18 protein-coding genes are annotated in these 19,093 nt (G+C 70.9%); 14 read left to right on the top strand and 4 right to left on the bottom strand.

Going from position 1 to position 19,093, the window contains the following annotated elements; genetic code table 11:
- Positions 1 to 88: 88 nt before the first annotated feature.
- The 7 genes from AC4F3Q_RS08855 to AC4F3Q_RS08885 all read left to right on the top strand — a co-directional run bounded on the left by AC4F3Q_RS08855 (position 89) and on the right by AC4F3Q_RS08885 (position 6,896).
- Positions 89 to 1,954 carry a ribonucleoside triphosphate reductase gene (locus AC4F3Q_RS08855; RefSeq protein WP_491039643.1) on the top strand — a complete coding sequence of 622 codons (1,866 nt, stop codon included), beginning with the start codon at positions 89 to 91 and terminating at the stop codon, positions 1,952 to 1,954.
- A complete protein-coding gene (locus tag AC4F3Q_RS08860) occupies positions 1,951 to 2,670 on the top strand; it encodes an anaerobic ribonucleoside-triphosphate reductase activating protein (protein ID WP_491039644.1) in 720 nt (239 codons plus the stop codon). Before AC4F3Q_RS08855 ends, AC4F3Q_RS08860 begins: the two co-directional genes overlap by 4 nt.
- Positions 2,667 to 2,876 (top strand): VOC family protein, encoded by a 210-nt coding sequence (locus AC4F3Q_RS08865; protein ID WP_491039645.1) that lies wholly within the window; start codon positions 2,667 to 2,669, stop codon positions 2,874 to 2,876. Before AC4F3Q_RS08860 ends, AC4F3Q_RS08865 begins: the two co-directional genes overlap by 4 nt.
- A gap of 224 nt (positions 2,877 to 3,100) precedes the next feature.
- Positions 3,101 to 4,360, top strand: coding sequence for an MFS transporter (locus tag AC4F3Q_RS08870; RefSeq protein ID WP_491039646.1), 1,260 nt, complete (start codon positions 3,101 to 3,103; stop codon positions 4,358 to 4,360).
- A 67-nt stretch (positions 4,361 to 4,427) separates the two neighbouring features.
- The gene (locus AC4F3Q_RS08875) at positions 4,428 to 4,793 is read left to right on the top strand and encodes a PadR family transcriptional regulator (protein WP_491039647.1); all 366 of its coding nucleotides are present in this window, start codon (positions 4,428 to 4,430) and stop codon (positions 4,791 to 4,793) included.
- Entirely contained in the window at positions 4,793 to 5,506 is a 714-nt protein-coding gene (locus AC4F3Q_RS08880; protein ID WP_491039648.1) for an HAAS signaling domain-containing protein, read from the top strand. Before AC4F3Q_RS08875 ends, AC4F3Q_RS08880 begins: the two co-directional genes overlap by 1 nt.
- Before the next feature lie 118 nt (positions 5,507 to 5,624).
- Complete coding sequence (locus AC4F3Q_RS08885; RefSeq protein ID WP_491039649.1) at positions 5,625 to 6,896, top strand: aspartate aminotransferase type Ic; 1,272 nt, start codon at positions 5,625 to 5,627, stop codon at positions 6,894 to 6,896.
- Positions 6,897 to 6,912: 16 nt separating this feature from the next.
- Here AC4F3Q_RS08885 and AC4F3Q_RS08890 read toward each other — a convergent pair whose 3' ends face one another.
- From AC4F3Q_RS08890 to AC4F3Q_RS08905, 4 genes are all read right to left on the bottom strand, one after another.
- Entirely contained in the window at positions 6,913 to 8,187 is a 1,275-nt protein-coding gene (locus AC4F3Q_RS08890; RefSeq protein ID WP_491039650.1) for a hypothetical protein, read from the bottom strand.
- Complete coding sequence (locus AC4F3Q_RS08895) at positions 8,184 to 8,735, bottom strand: RNA polymerase sigma factor (RefSeq protein WP_491039651.1); 552 nt, start codon at positions 8,733 to 8,735, stop codon at positions 8,184 to 8,186. The genes AC4F3Q_RS08890 and AC4F3Q_RS08895 overlap by 4 nt, the downstream gene beginning before the upstream one ends.
- Before the next feature lie 295 nt (positions 8,736 to 9,030).
- Positions 9,031 to 10,776: a hypothetical protein gene (locus AC4F3Q_RS08900; RefSeq protein ID WP_491039652.1), complete on the bottom strand. Its 1,746-nt coding sequence runs from the start codon at positions 10,774 to 10,776 to the stop codon at positions 9,031 to 9,033.
- Positions 10,773 to 11,324 (bottom strand): RNA polymerase sigma factor, encoded by a 552-nt coding sequence (locus AC4F3Q_RS08905; protein WP_491039653.1) that lies wholly within the window; start codon positions 11,322 to 11,324, stop codon positions 10,773 to 10,775. The genes AC4F3Q_RS08900 and AC4F3Q_RS08905 overlap by 4 nt, the downstream gene beginning before the upstream one ends.
- 323 nt (positions 11,325 to 11,647) lie before the next feature.
- Here AC4F3Q_RS08905 and AC4F3Q_RS08910 point away from each other — a divergent pair, with 323 nt between their 5' ends.
- The 7 genes from AC4F3Q_RS08910 (at position 11,648) to AC4F3Q_RS08940 (ending at position 19,067) form a co-directional block, all read left to right on the top strand.
- Complete coding sequence (locus AC4F3Q_RS08910) at positions 11,648 to 12,037, top strand: hypothetical protein (protein WP_491039654.1); 390 nt, start codon at positions 11,648 to 11,650, stop codon at positions 12,035 to 12,037.
- A gap of 203 nt (positions 12,038 to 12,240) precedes the next feature.
- Positions 12,241 to 14,547 carry a sodium-translocating pyrophosphatase gene (locus tag AC4F3Q_RS08915; RefSeq protein ID WP_491039655.1) on the top strand — a complete coding sequence of 769 codons (2,307 nt, stop codon included), beginning with the start codon at positions 12,241 to 12,243 and terminating at the stop codon, positions 14,545 to 14,547.
- Between the two features lie 147 nt (positions 14,548 to 14,694).
- The gene (locus AC4F3Q_RS08920) at positions 14,695 to 15,639 is read left to right on the top strand and encodes a hypothetical protein (protein ID WP_491039656.1); all 945 of its coding nucleotides are present in this window, start codon (positions 14,695 to 14,697) and stop codon (positions 15,637 to 15,639) included.
- A 28-nt stretch (positions 15,640 to 15,667) separates the two neighbouring features.
- The gene (locus AC4F3Q_RS08925; protein ID WP_491039657.1) at positions 15,668 to 17,239 is read left to right on the top strand and encodes a DUF7059 domain-containing protein; all 1,572 of its coding nucleotides are present in this window, start codon (positions 15,668 to 15,670) and stop codon (positions 17,237 to 17,239) included.
- 66 nt (positions 17,240 to 17,305) lie between these two features.
- Complete coding sequence (locus AC4F3Q_RS08930) at positions 17,306 to 17,791, top strand: hypothetical protein (protein ID WP_491039658.1); 486 nt, start codon at positions 17,306 to 17,308, stop codon at positions 17,789 to 17,791.
- 11 nt (positions 17,792 to 17,802) lie between these two features.
- Positions 17,803 to 18,288, top strand: a complete 486-nt coding sequence (locus AC4F3Q_RS08935; protein WP_491039659.1) for a papain-like cysteine protease family protein — start codon at positions 17,803 to 17,805, stop codon at positions 18,286 to 18,288.
- A gap of 8 nt (positions 18,289 to 18,296) precedes the next feature.
- Positions 18,297 to 19,067 carry a hypothetical protein gene (locus AC4F3Q_RS08940; RefSeq protein WP_491039660.1) on the top strand — a complete coding sequence of 257 codons (771 nt, stop codon included), beginning with the start codon at positions 18,297 to 18,299 and terminating at the stop codon, positions 19,065 to 19,067.
- Positions 19,068 to 19,093 lie beyond the last annotated feature (26 nt).

The raw sequence follows: 19,093 nt of genomic DNA on the forward strand, positions 1-19,093 counted from the left end.
TAGGCCCCTCCGCCACGCGGGTGCAGCAGAGCAGAATCAACATCTAGTGACAACGGTGTGACTCGACCACTAGATGTAGGGGAATCGAATGGCTCAGGCTGACGCAACGACGCGGACCCAGGTCGACGTGGGGTCGACCATGCGCGAGTACCTGGACCGGACCGACTGGCGCGTCAACGCCAACGCCAACCAGGGCTACTCCCTCGGCGGCCTCATCCTCAACACCGCCGGCAAGGTCACCGCGAACTACTGGCTCTCCGAGGTGTACCGCCCCGAGGTCGGGCAGGCGCACCGCGACGGCGACCTGCACATCCACGACCTCGACGTGTTCGGCGGGTACTGCGCCGGCTGGTCGTTGCGCATGCTCCTGACGCAGGGCTTCAACGGTGTGCCGGGCAAGGTCGAGTCGAACCCGCCCAAGCACTTCAGCTCCGCCGTCGGGCAGATCGTCAACTTCCTCGGCACGATGCAGAACGAGTGGGCCGGCGCGCAGGCGTTCTCCTCGTTCGACACGTACATGGCGCCGTTCGTCCGCAAGGACGCGATGACCTACGACCAGGTCAAGCAGTGCGTCCAGGAGCTCATCTACAACCTCAACGTCCCCTCCCGCTGGGGCACGCAGACGCCGTTCACCAACCTCACGTTCGACTGGACCTGCCCCGAGGACCTCCGCGACCAGGTGCCGCTCGTCGACGACTCCCCGATGGACTTCACGTACGGCGACCTCCAGGCCGAGATGGACCTCATCAACCGCGCCTACATCGAGGTCATGACGGAGGGCGACGCGTCGGGCCGCGTCTTCACGTTCCCCATCCCGACGTACAACATCACCGAGGACTTCCCGTGGGAGTCCGAGAACGCGACGCGCCTGTTCGAGATGACCGCGAAGTACGGGCTGCCGTACTTCCAGAACTTCCTCAACTCCGAGCTCGAGCCCGGCATGGTCCGCTCGATGTGCTGCCGCCTCCAGCTCGACCTGCGCGAGCTGCTCAAGCGCGGCAACGGACTGTTCGGGTCCGCTGAGCAGACCGGGTCGATCGGCGTCGTCACCGTGAACTGCGCGCGCCTCGGCTACCTGTTCCGCGGCGACGAGGCCGCGCTGGTCGCCCGGCTCGACGAGCTGATGGACCTCGCGAAGGAGTCGCTCGAGGTCAAGCGGCAGGTGGTGCAGCACTACATCGACGAGGGCCTGTTCCCGTACACGCGCCGCTACCTCGGCAACCTCGACAACCACTTCTCGACGATCGGTGTCAACGGCCTCAACGAGATGGTCCGCAACTTCACCGCGACAGCCGAGCAGCCGCAAGGGGCCCTCGACATCACGGACGACGAGGGGCACGCGATGGCCGTGCGCATCCTCGACCACGTCCGCGCGCGCATGGTCGAGTTCCAGGAAGAGACGGGCCACCTCTACAACCTCGAGGCGACCCCCGCGGAGGGGACGACGTACCGCTTCGCGAAGGAGGACCGGGCGCGCTGGACGGACATCCTGCAGGCGGGCACCGAGTCGAACCCGTACTACACGAACTCGTCCCAGCTCCCGGCCGGGTTCACCGCCGACCCGTTCGAGGCGCTCGAACGGCAGGAGGAGCTGCAGGGCAAGTACACGGGCGGCACGGTGCTGCACCTGTACATGAGCGAGAAGATGAGCTCGGCGGACGCCGCGCGCGAGCTGGTGCACCGGTCGCTGCAGAACTTCCGCCTGCCGTACATCACCGTGACGCCGACGTTCTCGATCTGCCCGAACCACGGCTACCTCGCGGGTGAGCACCCGACGTGCCCGCGCTGCGCCGAGCGCCGCCCAGGTGCCGAGCCGGTCGTGTGCGAGGTGTGGACGCGCGTCATGGGCTACCACCGGCCCGTGAGCTCGTTCAACATCGGGAAGAAGGGCGAGCACGCGGAGCGGCAGTTCTTCACGGAGGAGCGGGCGCGAGCGCACCTGCGGTCAGCATGATCCTCGCGGACGACCTCAACGTCGCCGGCTTCGAGCCGTTCTCGTCCTGCGACTGGCCAGGTCGTCTCGTCGCGACGGTCTTCCTGCAGGGCTGCCCGTGGGACTGCGGCTACTGCCACAATGCGGCGATCATCGACCCGCGCGCGCAAGGCGAGTCGAGCTGGGCGGAGGTGCGCGCGGTCCTCGCGCGCCGTCGCGGACTGCTCGACGGCGTCGTCTTCTCGGGTGGTGAGCCGACCCGTCAGGCGGGGCTCGCCGCCGCGATGCGCGAGGTGCGCGCGGCCGGCTACGCCGTCGGGCTGCACACCGGGGGCGCGTACCCACGCCGGGTGCGTGACCTCGCCGCGGAGGGCCTGCTCGACTGGGTCGGCCTCGACATCAAGGGTCCGCGCGACCGGTTCGACGTCGTCACGCGGAGGCCGGGCGGCGCCCGGCCGGCGTTCGAGACTCTCCGCGTCCTGCAGGAGGCCGGGGTGCCGATGCAGGTGCGCACGACGGTCGACCCGACGGTGCTCTCGCCCGACGACGTCGCGCGCCTGACCGCCGAGCTCGCCGAGGCCGGCGTCACGGACCATGTGCTGCAGGAGGTGCGCACGGACGGCGCCAGGCCCGAGTTCGTCGAGCGGTTCGCCGAGGTGAGCGGTGCGGCGAACCGGCGGGCCGAGGAGCGGGCCGCCGGGCACGGACCGGCGCGCCTCGACGTGGTTCCGTCGTGACGGCGCCCCGGCTGGCGATCGCAGCAGGTGAGGTCCACCCGGCGGAGCTGTACCTGCGCGTGGACGACGTCGCGCACGAGCTGGAGCGGGTCGTCGCGCTGGGTGCGGAGGTGCTGTCCCCGGCCGACGCGCGGCCATGGGGCGAGACGGTCGCCTACGTGCGCGCCCCCGGCGGTGCCGTCGTCGCGCTCGCCACGGGACGCTGACGCGCCGCTGCTGCGGGTCCTTGCTCCGGGTCGGGCTTTCTTCACGTGGGCTCGCTCACACGCAGGGTTCCTGGTGGTACGCCCGTGCTAACGTCGTCGACGGTGCCCATCGGCACCCGATCGAGCGTGAGCCCTTCGCCATGACGGCGCGGTTCACCCACGGCGTGCATCACCTGCTCCTCGCAGCAAGGCGGCACCAGCCAGACCTTTCTAGGAGCATCGAGTTGAGTACCGTCACGCCCGCGCGCCCCGACGCCCGCGTCACCACGACCGGCACCGAGCACGCCCCCACCCTGGTCGCCGCGACCGGACTGGGCTACTACCCGCTCGCGTTCGTCGCGCGCCTCCCGTTCGCGATGGTCGTCGTCGGTGTCCTCACGTACGTCGTGGCGGTGTCCGGGTCGGTCGCCGTCGGCGGCCTCGCGGCGGCTGCGGTCGGTGTCGGTGTCGTGATCGCCGGGCCGGTCGTCGGTGCGACGGTCGATCGTCGCGGCCAGCGCAAGGTCCTGCCTGCTGTTGCCCTCGCGAACGTCGTGGCGGTGCTGACGCTCGCGTTCGTCGTCGGGCAGGGCGTGTCGACCTGGATCATCGTCGCGTGCTCGTTCTTCGCGGGTGCCACGGTCCCGCAGGTCGCGCCGCTGTCGCGGACGCGGCTCGTGACGCTCGTCGGTGAGCGCGTCGCGCCGAGCCGACGCGTGAGGACGTTCTCGCGGGTCATGTCGTACGAGTCGGCGATCGACGAGACGGCGTTCGTGGTCGGGCCGGTGCTGGTGGGTCTGCTCGCGGCGTGGGTCGCGCCGTGGCTGCCGCTCGTCGCGGCGGCGGGGCTGAGCCTGACGGCGGTCGTGGCGTTCGCCCTGCACCCGACGGGTGCGGTGCGCTCGCACGCGGCACGCGATGCTGAGCGGGCGCCGCTGAGCGAGGTCGTGCGGGTGCGTGTGCTGGTCGTCGTGGCGGGTGCGTTCGCGGTCGGCCTGTTCTTCGGGACGACGCTGACGTCGCTCACCGCGCACATGGGTGTGCAGGGCCGCGCGGACGACGCCGGCCTGCTGTACGGCGCGCTGGGCCTCACGTCTGCGGCGCTCGCGCTGGGTGCGGCGGCGCTGCCGCGTGCGTTCGCGGCGCGGTGGCGCTGGGTCGGGTTCGCGGCCGTGATCGCGGCGTCGGCTGCGCTGTACGCGCAGCTCGGTGCTGCGGCGTCGCCGACGGCGGTGCTGCTGCTCATGGGTGTGGGCGTGGGGCCGGTGCTCGTGACGCTGCTGAGCATGGCGTCGGACCGCAGCCCGGTCGGGCGTGCGGCGACGACGATGACGCTCGCGACGGCGGCGCTGAGCCTCGCGCAGGCGCTCGCGTCGGCACTGACGGGCCAGGTGGCGGAGCGTGTGGGTGTGTCGGCGGCGATGTGGCTGCCGTTCGCTGCGGCGGTGCTGCTGCTGGTGCTGGGTGGCGCGAACGTCGTCGTGGAGCGTCGCGCGCGGCGGTGACCGGGCCTGCGGCCCTCGGTCGACGTGGTAGGTAGACAGTCTGACTAGGTAGCGGTACGTTCTAGTCATGTCCGAGACCGCGTGGCCCGCCGAGTGGCTTCGCGGCGTCCTCGAACCCTGCGTCCTGCGGGTCCTCGCCGACGGTGCCACGTACGGCTACGCCATCGCCGAGAAGCTCGCGGACCTCGGCCTGGGCCGGCTCAAGGGCGGCACCCTCTACCCGCTGCTCGGACGCATGGAGGCCGCGGGCTACGTCACCGTCGAGTGGCGCGCCGGCGACGGCGGCCCCGGCCGCAAGTTCTACGAGCTCACCGCGGCCGGGCGCACCGCGCTCGAGGACGCGACCGCCCGCTGGGACCTCTTCACGACGACGACCCGTTCGATCCTCGCGCCCGCGCCCGACGGTCCGGACCACACCCCGGAGGTGCTCTGATGGCACACGCCCCTGACCCCGCGTCCCTCGCCCCCCACGTCGACGACGCGTGGACCGACGAGTTCGTGGTCCGGCTGAGGCTGCGCGACGTACCCGGCGACCGCATCGGTGACGCCCTCGCCGAGGTCGACGCCCACTGTGCCGACTCGGGAGAGGGCGCGCTCGAGGCGTTCGGCGACCCCGTCGAGTACGCCGACAGCCTCGACCTGCCCAGCGCGCCCGACGAGCCCGGCGTGCGCCGCACGCTCGCCGGCAGCGGCCTCCAGATCATCGGGCTCCTGCTCGCGCCGCAGGCCGTCGAAGCCCTCGCGACCGGCGAGGGCCTGCCCCTCTCGGCGGGCGGCGTGACGACGCTCGGCATCATGGTCGCCGTCCTCGCCGCGTTCGCGGTGCGGCACGACGCGGTGCTGCGGAGCATGATCGCGCGTCCCTGGCCGTGGTGCGTCGGGATCGGTCTCCTGGCCACGGCCTGCGTCTTGCCGATGCTGCTCTGGCAGACGCAGGTGGCCGACGTCGAACCGTGGGTGGGTCTTGCCCTTGCCGTGGCGCTGCTCGCCGTCGGCGGCGTCGTCCAGGCGCGTGCCCTGGGCGCGGGGGACCCGGTCCTGCTGCCGGGCGACGAGCGCCCGGCGCCGCGCGTCGAGCCGGTCGTCTGGATGATGCCGGCTGCCGCCGTCGTGCTCAGCGCGTTCGCGTGGTTCGTCGCACGGTGACCTCCCCACCCAGGACGTGGGGCGGTCCCCTAGGATCGGACGTGGTCGCCCGGCGTCCTGCCGGACGGTCGCCGCACACCACGACCACCCGGGCCCCCACCGGTGAGAGGCGTCAGCGATGTCCACAGCGTTCGAGTCCATGAGCCCCGACGAGCTGGCCGCCGAGCGTGCGCGCCTCACGGCCGCCTACGCGGACCTGAAGGCGAAGAACCTCAGCCTGGACCTCACGCGTGGCAAGCCCGCGCCGGCGCAGCTCGACCTGTCGAACGACATGCTGAGCCTGCCGGGCGCGGACTTCCGCGACGGCAGCGGCCTCGACACGCGCAACTACGGCGGGACGCAGGGGCTCACCGAGCTGCGCGAGATCTTCGCCGAGCTGCTCGCGATCCCCGTCGCGAACCTCGTCGCGGGCAACAACGCGAGCCTCGAGACCATGCACGACCTGCTCGTGTTCGCGACGCTCTACGGCACGCCCGACTCCCCGCGCCCCTGGGGCAAGGAGGAGAAGGTCCGGTGGCTCGCGCCCGTGCCCGGCTACGACCGGCACTTCGCGATCACCGAGCACCTCGGCTTCGAGATGATCCCGGTCCCGCTGAACGCAGACGGGCCTGACGTCGAGGCCGTCGCGGCGCTCGTCGCGGCCGACCCGACGATCAAGGGCATGTGGATCGTCCCGACGTACGCGAACCCGACCGGCGCGGTCGTCTCGGAGGAGGTCGCTCGCGCGCTGCTGTCGATGCCGACCGCCGCACCGGACTTCCGCATCGTCTGGGACAACGCGTACGCGGTGCACACGCTCGTCGAGGACGGCGCGCCCGCGCTGCCGATCGTCGACCTGGCCGCGCAGGAGGGCAACCCGAACCGCGTGTGGGCCGTCGCGTCGACGTCGAAGATCACCTTCGCAGGCGCGGGCGTGAGCTTCTTCGGGTCGTCCGCCGAGAACCTCGCCTGGTACCAGTCGCACTACTCGATCAAGTCGATCGGGCCCGACAAGGTGAACCAGCTGCGGCACGTCCGCTTCTTCCGGGACGCTGCGGGCGTCCGTGCCCACATGGCGAAGCACCGCGAGATCCTCGCCCCGAAGTTCGACGCCGTCCTGGCCATCCTCGACGAGCGCCTCGGTGCTGCGGGCGTCGCGACCTGGACGCGTCCCGAGGGTGGTTACTTCATCAGCCTCGACGTCGTGCCCGGCACGGCGAAGCGCGTCGTCCAGCTCGCGAGGGAAGCCGGGATCTCGCTCACCGCGGCCGGCTCGGCCTTCCCGTACGGCAAGGACCCGGACAACAAGAACATCCGTCTCGCTCCGAGCTTCCCGTCGCTCGACGACGTCAAGGCCTGCATGGACGGCGTCGCGACGTGCGTCCTGCTCGCGGCAGCCGAAGCCGCCTGACCCTCCTCGACGACGATCACCTGGAGCTGTCCCCGACGAGCGTGATCGTGGTCGGGGGTGCGATGACGTGGAAGTCGACGTCCGGGCCGCCCGCGTGGGCGACGACGAGGACCTCGTAGTCGCCCGGCTCGAGGGGAGCGCCGTCCTGGCAGCGTGTCCCGGTGAGCTCGGGATAGAGGGTGCCCAGCGGGGCCGCGCCGTGGTGCTCGGCGTACGCGTCGCCCACCTCGTCACGCCCGGACGAGAGGACCCACATGCCGCCCGGCACCGTGGTCTTCCGTCCTGAGACCACGTGCCCGTCCTTGACCAGGTAGGCCTCGACGTACGTGCCCGTGTAGGTGGTCTCGTCGTCGGGGTCTGCGGTGAGTCGGACCTCGAGCGCGGACCTGATCACGGCACCGACAGGGACCGGCTCCTGCGCCGGGTCGACCGTGATGTCGAGCGGCCAGCCACCTGCCTCAGCCACCGACTGGAGCTGAGGCGTGACCTGAGCGGTCGGGTCGGCGCAGACCAGGCCGTGGTCAGACCATCCGGTCGGCCGGAGCGGAATGCCTCTCTCGAGCGTGAGGTCGATCGCCTGGCTCCACAGGCGGACCTTCGGGCCGCCGCGCGGACCGTAGTAGCTCGACGCCTGGCGCTCGGTCGAATTCTCGGCTACCTCGGCGTCCAGGTACACGTACAGCTGGAACGTCACGCCTTCGGGGACGGGAGCGCCGTCGCACATCGTGGCGTCGGACGGCAGGTTGAGGACCTCGGACACGTCGCCCGTGCCAGCCCGGGCCTCGCTGTACCCGCTCGGTACGCCCGTGCGTCCGCCGACCACGACGCCGTCCCGGACGAGCGCGTAGGACAGGTCGTGCTCGAAGCCTGCGACTACGTCGACCGCGGAGTCGTTCACGACGACGATCTGCGGGAGGTCTGAGACGTCTGTCGCGCCGGCTGCCGCAGCGAGCCGGACCGGCTCGACCTTCGGCGGGGCGACCGTCGACCCGCACGCCGGGAACGCGCTGCCGGGCTCGAAGGTCGCTGGCGGCACGGGCGCGGGGGCCAGCCGTCCCACGTACTGCGTCACGCCGACGCCGGCCGCAGCGACCGCTGCGACCGTCGCGACGGCGGCGAGGTTGCGGGTGCGTGCGCGCCGGACGCGCAGCGCGGTGGCGCGGAGGCGGACGGACGACACCATCGCGTCGTCGGACAGGGTCGAGAAGCCAGCCTCCTCCTCGGCGGATGCGCCGATCGCCTCGAGGAGGTCGGGAAGGTCGGGGTGGTCGTCGTGGTGCCGCTGGTTCATCGCGCGCCTCCGAGGGTGATCGTGTCGAGGTCGTCGAGGTGTGCGGCGGGCAGCGGGCCCACCATCCCCTCGAGCCGGGAGACAGCGTCGGAGAGATAACGCTTGACGGTCCCCACCGCGAGCGAGAGCTCGACGGCGATCTGCGCGACCGTCATGTCCTCGTAGAACCGGAGGACGACGCACGTCCGTTCGCGCGGACCCAGGGCAGCGAGCGCCCGCTGGACGTCGATGCGTACGGGAACCGTCTCGGGCGACGCGTCGCCCGTCGGTGGCTGCACGTCGGGTGTCACGACGAGGTGCCGCAGCGTCGCCCAGTGGCGGCGGCGCCTGAAGCCGTCGATGTACGTGTTGCGGATCGCCCGGCGGACGTACGCCTCGAGCGCGTCGACCTCGTCGGGGAGGCGCCGGCCCGCGAACACGGAGACGAGCGCGTCCTGGACGAGGTCTTCCGCCTCGCGAAGGTCGGAGCAGAGCAGGAAGGCATATGCCGTGAGCGCTCTGCGGCGTTGCCGCACGAGCGCGTCGAGTGCCTGCTCCCAGCCGCTCATCAGATCCCCTGTGCGTGTGTCGTCGTGCTGTCCATCCTGCTGTCACAAGCCCAGACGAACGGTGGTCGGAAAAGGTTGGGGTCGCCTGGCGACGAGTTCACGACGGGCTGCTGGCCTCGCCGAGGTCGGTGCGGCGGTCTGGCTCGGGGGAAATCAGACCGGTGCACCGACCCCGGCCTCGGGGGATGGGGTCCAGCTGCGGGGCAGGCCGGGCGGCACGCCCCCTGCGCGTGCCGCCCGAAACCCAGCCCTATCCCTCTTGTGTCGCGTGCATGCCCGGTCTTGCACTCCTGTCTCAGGAGATCTTGACCGACCCCAGGCGCCCGATCGACGTCTGCGTCGAGCCGCCTGCAGGGGTCACCTCGACCTGTGACCAGATCTCGTACGTGCCGGCCGGGAGCCGCTCCGAGGAGCCGCACACCTCGGAGGCAAGCTCCGCGGTCAGGTCCGCTGTCTCGCCCGGACCGAGGTCGATGCTGCGCTGGCTGCTAGCGATCGGCGTCGTCCCGACCGCTCCGACCACCCGGCCGTCGAGCGTGAGGACGGACTGGACCTCGCTCCCCAGCTGGCCGCGGAACGTGGTGCTCTGGTCCTCGTTGGTCACGACGGTCTCCACCTGGGAGGTCGTGTCACCGTTCACCACGGTCTCGTCCGGTCGGCCGAGCGTGACCGCCGTGTCGGAGTAGCCCGGCACGGCCGCGCCGCACTCGGGGAAGATCGCGAGCGGGTCGCTCTCGGGGAGGACGGGAGCGTCCCCGAGCGTGATGCGCTCGCGCGGCGCGAACACGGTGAACTGGTAGTCGGGGACCCACATGCGCGCGACGACGAGCATCTCGTACTCGCCCGCGGCGAGCGGCTCGCCCGTCTGGCAGTCGACGCCGGAGATCTCGGGGAAGAACGCCTCGGCAGGCGTGGCGCCCGTCTCCTCGACGGTCGACGCCCAGAAGTCGGGCTTGCCGATGTACCAGGGGTCCTTCGCCGCCTTGGTGGCCCGTGCCGAGACGACCTTGCCGTCGCGGATCAGGTACACCTCGACGTCCCCGCCGAAGTACGTGTCACCCTCGACGCTCGTGAGGTCGAGACGGACCTTGCGGGTGAGGACGTCCTCGAGGGCGAGCGCGTCCTGCGGCGGCGTGACCTCGGCGACGACGACGGCCTTGCCGTTCTTCTGCGGGTACTCGGGAGCGGTGATCTCGCTCGTCGGCATCGCGCACGACAGGGCAAGGTTCTCGGAGCCGCCGACGGTGGGGCCGACGCGGACCTTCCACGGACCGCCCCACAAGCGCGAGCTCGACGGCTGGGTGCCCGCGTCGCTCGCCGGGTCGGTGAGCGACGCGTCGACGTAGGAGTACACGTCGTAGATCCCGGCGACCTCGGTCTCCGGCCCGTCGCACATCGCGACGCCGGCACGCTCGAGGGGCTCGCCGACGGCACCTGGGGAGAGGGCCTCCTCGCGGTACGGCTCGGGCATCGCGTCGGTCGCGCCGACGACGACGCCGTCGCGCACGAGCACGGATGCGGCGTAGCCGGTCGACCCGACCGTCATGGTGCTGTCGCCCTGGTTGGCGACCGCGACGTCGAAGAGGTCGTCGATGCTCTGGATGATGACGGGCGTGGCGTCGGCGGTGGACATGCTTGCGGCGTTGCCGTCGGCGTCCTTGACCGCGTTCGTCACGAGGCGCAGCGCGGTCGCGTGGTCGAGCGCGCCGACGGGTGCCCCGCACTCGGGGAACGCCGCGCCGGGCTCGATCGACGGCGTCTCGACGGGAGTCTGCGTCGCTGGCGGCGGGGGGACGGTCGCCCCGCCGATGTTCTGCGCGATGACGACGCCACCCACGGCGATCGCGGCGACGCTCGCAGCGGCGACGAGCGCCCGGGAGCGGGTCTGGCGCCGGCGTGCGGCCGCGCCGTGCCGGCGTGCGGTCGCGAGGAGCGCCTCGGGCGTGCGGCCCGCGTGCGTCTCGGCAGCCGAGTCGGCGAGAGTGTTGAGGATGTCGGACAGGTGCTCCGGACGGGACCGGTCGCGGTCGTGGTGGTTCATCGGGCACCTCCGGGTGCTGCGTCGTCCAGGTCGTCGAGGTGGGCGTCCGCGAGCGGGCCCAGGTGCTGCTCGAGCCGCGCGACGGCGTCGTGCAGGTAGCGCTTGACGCTCCCGAGGCTCAGCGAGAGCTCCGAGGCGATCTGCGGCACGGTCATGTCCTCGTAGAAGCGCAGGACGACGCAGGCCCGCTCGCGCGGCGACAGCAGCGCGAGCGCGCGCTGCGCGTCGAGCCGTGCGGGGACGTGGTCGACCGTGGCGACGTCCGACGGCGGCTGCGACTCGGGTGCGACGTGCAGGTGGCGCACGGTCGCCCAGCGCTTGCGACGGCGGAAGCCGTCGATGTACGTGTTGCGGATCGTGCGCCGCACGTATGCCTCGGCGCTCCGCACGTCGTCGGGCCCCCGACGCCGCGTGTACGCAGCGATGAGCGCGTCCTGGACGAGGTCCTCGGCCTCGGCGAGATCCCCGGTGAGGAGGAACGCCGAGGACACGAGGGCGGACGTCCGGGTCCGCACAAGGTCTTCGAGCGCCTCTTCCCAGCTGGTCATGCCTGTCATGGTCCCCCTCGGTGCGTAGATCTTGGCGCTCGGAGCCGGGGACGCGCCGTCCGTGCCGTCGTCGGGGGCGGCAGGCACCGCTCTCAACGTCGGACGTCGCGCGTCCCGGGCGCCCGGCCACGTAGCGGGGGGCGTCGGACCTGCGTCCGCTGCTCCTGCTTGCACGGTGTGCCTCCCTGTCCTGGTGGGCGCGTCGTCTCCGTCGGCCCCGTGGGCGCCCTGGTGGGTGCCTCTACCGGGTATGACGTCTGCCGCGCGAAGATCGTTGGGGGCGCGGTGTTCCCGTCGTGGGTGCCGAGGGCTACGGTCGGAGCATGGTCCGGTTCTTCGTCCGAGTCGCGGTGTTTGTCCTGTCCGCGGCGCTCGGCCTTCTCGTGGCTTCCCTGCTGATCGACGGCGTCCACGTGACGTGGCGCGGCTACGTCGTGACCGTGATCGTGTTCGCGATCCTGCAGTCGGTCCTGACGCCCTTCATCGGGAAGATGGCCGACCGGTACGCGCCGGCGTTCGTGGGCGGTGTGGGCCTCGTGTCGACGTTCGTCGCGCTGCTGGTCACGAGCCTGCTGCGGGACGCGCTGACGATCCGTGGTGGCGTGACGACCTGGGTCGTGGCGACGTTGGTCGTCTGGCTGGTCACGGCCCTGGCCACGGTCCTGCTCCCGAAGGTGTTCGTGGTCAAGAAGATCCGCGACCGGGACCGCTGACCCGCCCCCACCTCGACGGGGCTCACGGGTCACAGGTTGATCACGCCCGGGGTTGCGGCTGAACGTTTCGTCCCCGATGAGTAGGCTGACGGCAACCCGGACGACGATGGGGTCGTTCGGGCCTTCGCACCTTCCCGCCCGGCACGGCTCCGGCCGCGCCTGAGGCGCGTGGTGCGCTGACCGCCGCACGTCGAGGAGGACGCATGCAGCTCGGAAGCGCCAGCCTGACCATCGTCACCGTGATCGCCGTCGTCGCGATCCTCGCGCTCGTCGTCGCGGTGGTCCTCAGAAGGCAGGTCCTCGCCGCAGGCGAGGGCACACCGCGGATGCAGGAGATCGCTCTCGCGATCCAGGAGGGCGCCTCGGCCTATCTCAACCGTCAGTTCCGCACGCTCCTGCTGTTCGCGGTGATCGTGTTCGGCCTGCTCTTCCTGCTCCCCGGTGACGCAGGCGTGCGGGTCGGTCGATCGGTCGCGTTCCTGTTCGGGGCAGGCTTCTCGGCGGCGATCGGCTACCTCGGCATGTGGCTCGCGGTGCGCGCGAACCTGCGTGTCGCGGCGTCGGCCCAGGTGGCTGGCTCGGTCGACGCCCGCCGCGCGGAGGGTGCACGGATCGCGTTCCGCACGGGAGGCGTCGTCGGCATGAGCGTGGTCGGTCTCGGCCTGCTCGGCGCGTGCGCGGTCGTGCTCGTCTACCGTGCGGACGCGCCAGCCGTGCTCGAGGGCTTCGGCTTCGGCGCGGCGCTCCTCGCGATGTTCATGCGCGTGGGCGGCGGCATCTTCACCAAGGCGGCCGACGTCGGCGCCGACCTGGTCGGCAAGGTCGAGCAGGGCATCCCCGAGGACGACCCGCGCAACGCGGCGACGATCGCCGACAACGTCGGGGACAACGTCGGCGACTGTGCCGGCATGGCAGCGGACCTGTTCGAGTCGTACGCGGTGATGCTCGTCGCGGCCCTCATCCTCGGCAAGGCCGTGTTCGGTGAGCAGGGCCTCGTGTTCCCGCTCATCGTCACGGCCGTCGGTGCGCTCGTCGCGGTGCTCGGCGTCGCGATCACGCGCGTCCGCCCCGGCGAGGGCGGTCTGCGCGCGATCTACCGGGGCTTCTACCTGTCGGCGCTCGCGGGCGCCGCGCTCGCGAGCATCGCTGCGTTTCTCTACCTCCCGTCGAGCTTCGGTGCGATCGAGGGAGTCGCCGCCGATCTCGCGGGCAGGTCAGGGGACCCGCGCCTGATGACGTCGGGTGCCGTCGTCATCGGTGTGCTGCTCGCGGGCGTGATCCTGTGGGTCACGGGCTACTTCACGGGCACGACGTCGAAGCCCACGCTGCACGTCGCCCGCACCTCTCAGACGGGCGCGGCGACGGTCGTGCTCTCGGGCATCGGCGTCGGGTTCGAGTCGGCCGTGTACACGGCGGGCATCATCGCCGCCGCGATCTGCGGCGCGTTCCTCATCGCGGGCGGCTCGGTGTGGCTCGCGCTGTTCCTGATCGCGCTCGCGGGCTGCGGGCTGCTGACGACGGTGGGCGTGATCGTCGCGATGGATACGTTCGGGCCTGTCTCGGACAATGCGCAGGGCATCGCCGAGATGAGCGGCGACGTCGACGCCGAGGGCGCGCAGATCCTCACGGACCTCGATGCCGTGGGCAACACGACGAAGGCGATCACGAAGGGCATCGCGATCGCGACCGCGGTGCTCGCCGCGACCGCGCTGTTCGGGTCGTACGCGGACGCCGTCGCCACGGCGCTGCGCGACGTCACGAACCCGGTCGGGGAGGACGGCATCGTCGCTGCGCTCCTGAGCTACCAGATCATCTCGCCGATCACGCTCGTCGGCGTGATCCTCGGCGGTGCGACCGTCTTCCTCTTCTCGGGCCTCGCGATCGACGCCGTGACGCGCGCTGCGGGCGCCATCGTGTTCGAGGTGCGCCGCCAGTTCCGCCACCACCCCGGCATCATGACCGGCGAGGAGCGGCCCGAGTACGGGCGGGTCGTGGACATCTGCACGCGGGACTCGCTGCGTGAGCTCGCGACGCCCGGCCTGCTCGCGGCGTTCGCACCGATCGCCGTCGGCTTCGGGCTCGGCGTCGGCCCGCTCGCGGGCTTCCTCGCCGGGGCGATCGGCACGGGCGTGCTCATGGCGGTGTTCCTCGCGAACGCGGGTGGCGCGTGGGACAACGCGAAGAAGATCGTCGAGGACGGCGCGTACGGCGGGAAGAACTCTGCGGCGCACGCGGCCGTCGTCATCGGTGACACGGTCGGCGACCCGTTCAAGGACACGGCCGGCCCGGCGATCAACCCGCTCATCAAGGTCATGAACCTCGTGTCCGTGCTGATCGCGCCTGCGGTCGTCGCGATGAGCGTCCCGGCGGACGCCAACCACGTCCTGCGTGTCGCGGTCGCGACGGTCGCCGCGCTCATCGCGATGGGTGCGGTCGTCTGGTCGCGCCTGCGTGCGGCCAGCGTCGACGAGCAGGGCGAGCTCGAGCACGACATGGGTCTGCCGGTCTGACCAGCGGGAGCGGGTGCAACGGCGTAGGTCGCTGCACCCGCCTCTCGACTCGCGGCAGACGCGCCCTTACGGGAAGATGCGTCCGGGACTCCGTTCGGGGGCCTCTGTGGTGCCGTGCGATGCGGCACCTCCCTGTCAGGAGAACCGATGGCTTACCGTTTCAACCCCGCTCCCGGATGGCCCGTGCCCCCTCAGGGATGGGTGCCGCCGGAGGGTTGGGTCCCCGATCCTGCATGGCCCCCGGCACCGGCCGGTTGGAACTTCTGGCAGGAGGTCCCTGACGTCGCGGCGCCCGTGAGCCCGGCCGCCACGCCGCAGCCCACCACGCCGATGCCTGCAGCCACGAGCCCCGCGATGACCACGCCGATGCCCGCCGTCGCACCGACGCCTCCTGCGGGTGCAGGGGTGCCGCCGCAGGCGGCGCCCGCGAGCGTCCCTTACGCGCAGTACAGCCACGTGCCTACTGCAGGCTCGGCGAGCCAGCCGGGCCTCGTCCAGGAGCGTCGCCGTCGCAGCCCGCTCGTGTGGCTCGTGCCGCTCGTCCTCCTCCTCGTCGGTGGCGTGGCCTGGGGAGTCGTCGCGCTCCTGAGCGGCCCCGACGACAAGCCGACGGACTCCGCAGCGCCGACGGTGACCGCGACCGCCACACCGACGCCCGACCCGGCGACGACCCCGCCGCCGGCGGAGAACCCCGCCCCCGAGCCGCCGCCGGCCGAGGCCACGCCGACGGAAGCCCCTCCCGCAGGTGGGGACGACCAGGCCGCGACCACAGCGTTCTGCCCTGCGGCGCTGTCGCTCTACACGGCGTTCGGCCAGGCCACGTCGACCGAGACGGTCGCCGAGTTCATCGCGATCTACGAGCCTGCCGTCGCCGCGATGCTGCAGGCTGCCCCGCCTGCCGAGATCGCGGAGGCGTGGGCGTTCAAGCACACGAACGACACCGAGATGATCGCTGCGATCAAGGCGGGCGATCAGTCGCTCAAGCCGATCGACGCCTACATGTCGTTCCAGATCCAGGCCGCGCTCGAGGGCGACGAGTTCGTGACGCAGGAGACGGCACTGACGGAGTTCGTCTCCGACCGCTGCTACTGACAGGGCCGCACGAGGGCAGGATGGACCTGTGAGCCATCCTCCGATCCTCGATGTCGACGCTGCCCCTGACCTTCTCGCGCGCCTGCGCGCCGATCTCTCCGCTGCCGACTACACGGTCGCCGGGGTCCAGGCGCTGCTCGGGTCGCTCGCGTTCGACGCGCTGCATCGCGAGGAGGCGCTGCCTGCGCGCCGCGTCCTGCGCGGCGTGCTCGCAGCGGCAGGGGCGGGCTCCGCCGACGTGGACCGCCGCCGTGCTGCGCTCGCCGCGGTGTTCTTCCTCGGCGACTCGGTCACGCGCGACGCGCTCGCGCTCGCGCTGCCCACCCTCGGGCTCGACGGTGCACGGAGCCTCGGCCTGACCCGCGACGTCGACCCGGACCGGGTACGCGCGCGGTTCGACCTGCGGCCCTACGCAGCCGACGACGCCGCGGGGCACCTCGACTGGTGGCTCGCCTCCGACCTGGGCGAGCTCGCGACCGGTGCCGGTCTCGAGCCGGACCACGTCCTGGGCGCGGGCGGCGCCTCCCTCACGCTCGCGCAGGTGACGGCGCGTCGGCCTGTCGGCCGGGTCCTCGACCTCGGCACGGGCTGCGGCATCCAGGCGCTGCACGCGTCGCGGCACGCCGAGCATGTCGTGGGCACGGACATCTCTGGGTCGGCGCTCGCGTTCGCGCGGTTCAACGCTGCGCTCAACGAGGTCGACCTCGAGCTGCGCGAGGGCTCGATGCTCGAGCCTGTCATGGGGGAGACCTTCGACCTTGTGGTGTCGAACCCGCCGTTCGTCATCACGCCGCGTGCGTCGGCGGGTGTCGAGATGTTCGAGTACCGCGACGGTGGCCGGTCGGGCGACGACCTGGTGCGGGACCTCGTCCTCAACGTCGGGAGCGTGCTCGCGCCGGGCGGCGTCGTGCAGATGCTCGGCAACTGGGAGCACCGGCGCGGCCAGGACTGGACCGAGCGCATGGGCGGCTGGCTCGACGCCGCCGGGCTCGACGGCTGGGTCATCCAACGTGAGGTCCTCGACCCGGCGCAGTACGCGGAGACGTGGCTGCGCGACGGCGGCACCACGCCCGAGCGCGACCCTGAAGGCTTCGCGTCGATGTACGAGGCGTGGCTCGAGGACTTCGAGTTGCGCGACGTCGAGGCCGTGGGCTTCGGCATCGTGTACCTGCGACGCCCCGCCGACGGCCGCGTCACGCTGCGGCGCCTCGAGGAGCACACGGGGTCGGTGCACCAGCCGCTCGGCGAGCACCTCGCGGCGTCGGTCGAGGCGCACGACTGGCTCGAGGCCCGGGACGATGTCGCGCTCCTCGCGGAGCACCTCGTCGTCGCGCCGGACGTCACCGAGGAGCGGTACCTCACCCCGGGGCAGGACGACCCGAACGTCGTGATCGTGCGGCAAGGCGGGGGGCTCGGGCGGGGCGTGCACGCCTCGACAGCCCTCGCGGCCCTCGTCGGGGTGTGCGACGGCGAGCTGAGCGTCAGCCAGATCGTCGGCGCGATCGCGTCGCTGTTCGACGTCGACGCGCACGAGCTCGCCGCCGAGGTGCTGCCGGGCGTGCGCGGCCTGGTCCGCGACCTGTTCCTCGCCGCCGCCTGACGGGTCAGAAAGAGATCACCGATCTCGGGGTTGACGGCATGTTAGCGCTAACACTATGGTCAAAGCATGCGGTCGAAGATGAGCGTAGTGATCATTGCAGTTGGGTTGGTGTTGAGCTCCTGTTCTGAAACTGTCGGCACAGGGGCTCTGCACGCATCCGACCTCAGTGATGCTGAGATCGCGCACGGGCACTTCGGCGCAGAATCCACCAGCGTCGAGGCTGTGCTGGGTGTCACGGAATCTGGTTGTGTCACCGTCACGATCGACGGGAAGGTCATGATGCCATTCTGGCCGGACGGGACCGAGGTTGAGGATGGTCGTCCGGCAGCGGGCGATTACACCGTTGATGTTCCTGGCATCGATCCAATGAAAGTGTCTGTGTCGCGTGGGGACCGCTTTCGGGCGTTGGCCGTCATCGACGATGGGCCACCCTTCAGTGCGGCTGGAGAAGGCGCATCCTCCGGCAAGGTCGCTGGCCATCACTCGTATTGTGGCGTCGACGCATCGGTCCTGTTCGTGGACCCGACATCTTTCGCGCCGGCCGACTCTTGACCGAATTTCCTGTGATCGGTCGCCTGATCAAGAACAAGTGTTCTGGCATACCTAGGGAGCAGGAGGAGAGCAACTGGTGCTGGGCGGCTGCCTCCAAGATGATCATCAAGTATCAGACTGGGAAAGTGGTCACGCAATGCAACATCGTGAAGAACGGTAAGGCCGCATCGGTGTGCAAGAACGTTGCAGGGACTAACGCGAACGTCAGGCGAGCCTTGGATCGGTACGGCGTGAATGCGGGCACCGAGGTCCCCACCGAGTGGGCGAGGAACGTATCGGAGATCAAGGCGGGCCGTCCGGTGTACGGGACGATCCGCTGGCGTGAGGGCGGAGGGCATGCCCTTGTGATTCGGGGCTGGTATGACACGGGCTACTCCTACGGAGTCTCCTACGCCGATCCTTGGACTGGGACGACGACGTCGAAGGAGTGGGGTCAGTATCTTTCGAACTCCAGATGGGCCGCCGGGACCCAACTTATCCATCTCTACAAGAAGTAGGTAAGAGCGTGTCCAAGGTCTTTGTGCGCAGCTTGGCTGTGATCATCAGTTCGGCGGGTTTTCTAGTTGTGCAGACCGCGGGGGCGCAGGCGGCGTCTGACGTCGTCCCGGAATCGGTGTCGGTCTGGTTCGAGCAGGAGGCTGCGAGCGTCGTACGCGATGTTCTTCACGACGGCGCGTTCGGCGTTGAGGGGGAAGGACGGACCGCCGGGGGTGAGTACGCAGTGGGTGCACCGACCAGGCTCTTCGAGTGGAGCGACGATCTCGGGGGTGAGGGAAACCTGCCGCCTGTGGAGGCGACCGAGGTATGGGTGGCGCCCTTCATCTACGGTGGGCAGGTCAGAGGAACGGTGGCGGCAGAGCTCATCGGGCGCGATGTGATCTTTGCCTACCTTGACGATGATGTCACCGGTGGCCTGGCGCTGATGAACTCGCCCGGTGAGCAGGTGGTCCAAGATCCACGGCTCGGCGGCCTGCTGTCACTAGACGAGTCGGGTGCAGCGCAAGGGATGTCAGCGGTTGCCCGGGCGGTCGTTCAGGACGTTGACGATCTGCAGGAGCTGCGCGAGGTGCTGGACGCCGCCGAGGAGCGGGCCAACCATATGGGAGGTGATGCCGCCGTGGCGGGCGGTGCCGGTGACATCTCTCCAGCGTCATCGGGAGGCTCGTTGGGCTCTTCGGGCCCAATCGCCGGAGGGGTGCTCATGGTCATGAGCGTGGGACTGGTGGTGGCCTCCAAGGATCGGCGCGCGACGACGGCTCGCAGAGGTGCCTCCTAGGACGTACGGATTGCCCGCTGCGCCAC

The organism is Flavimobilis sp. BM9 (assembly GCF_058313055.1).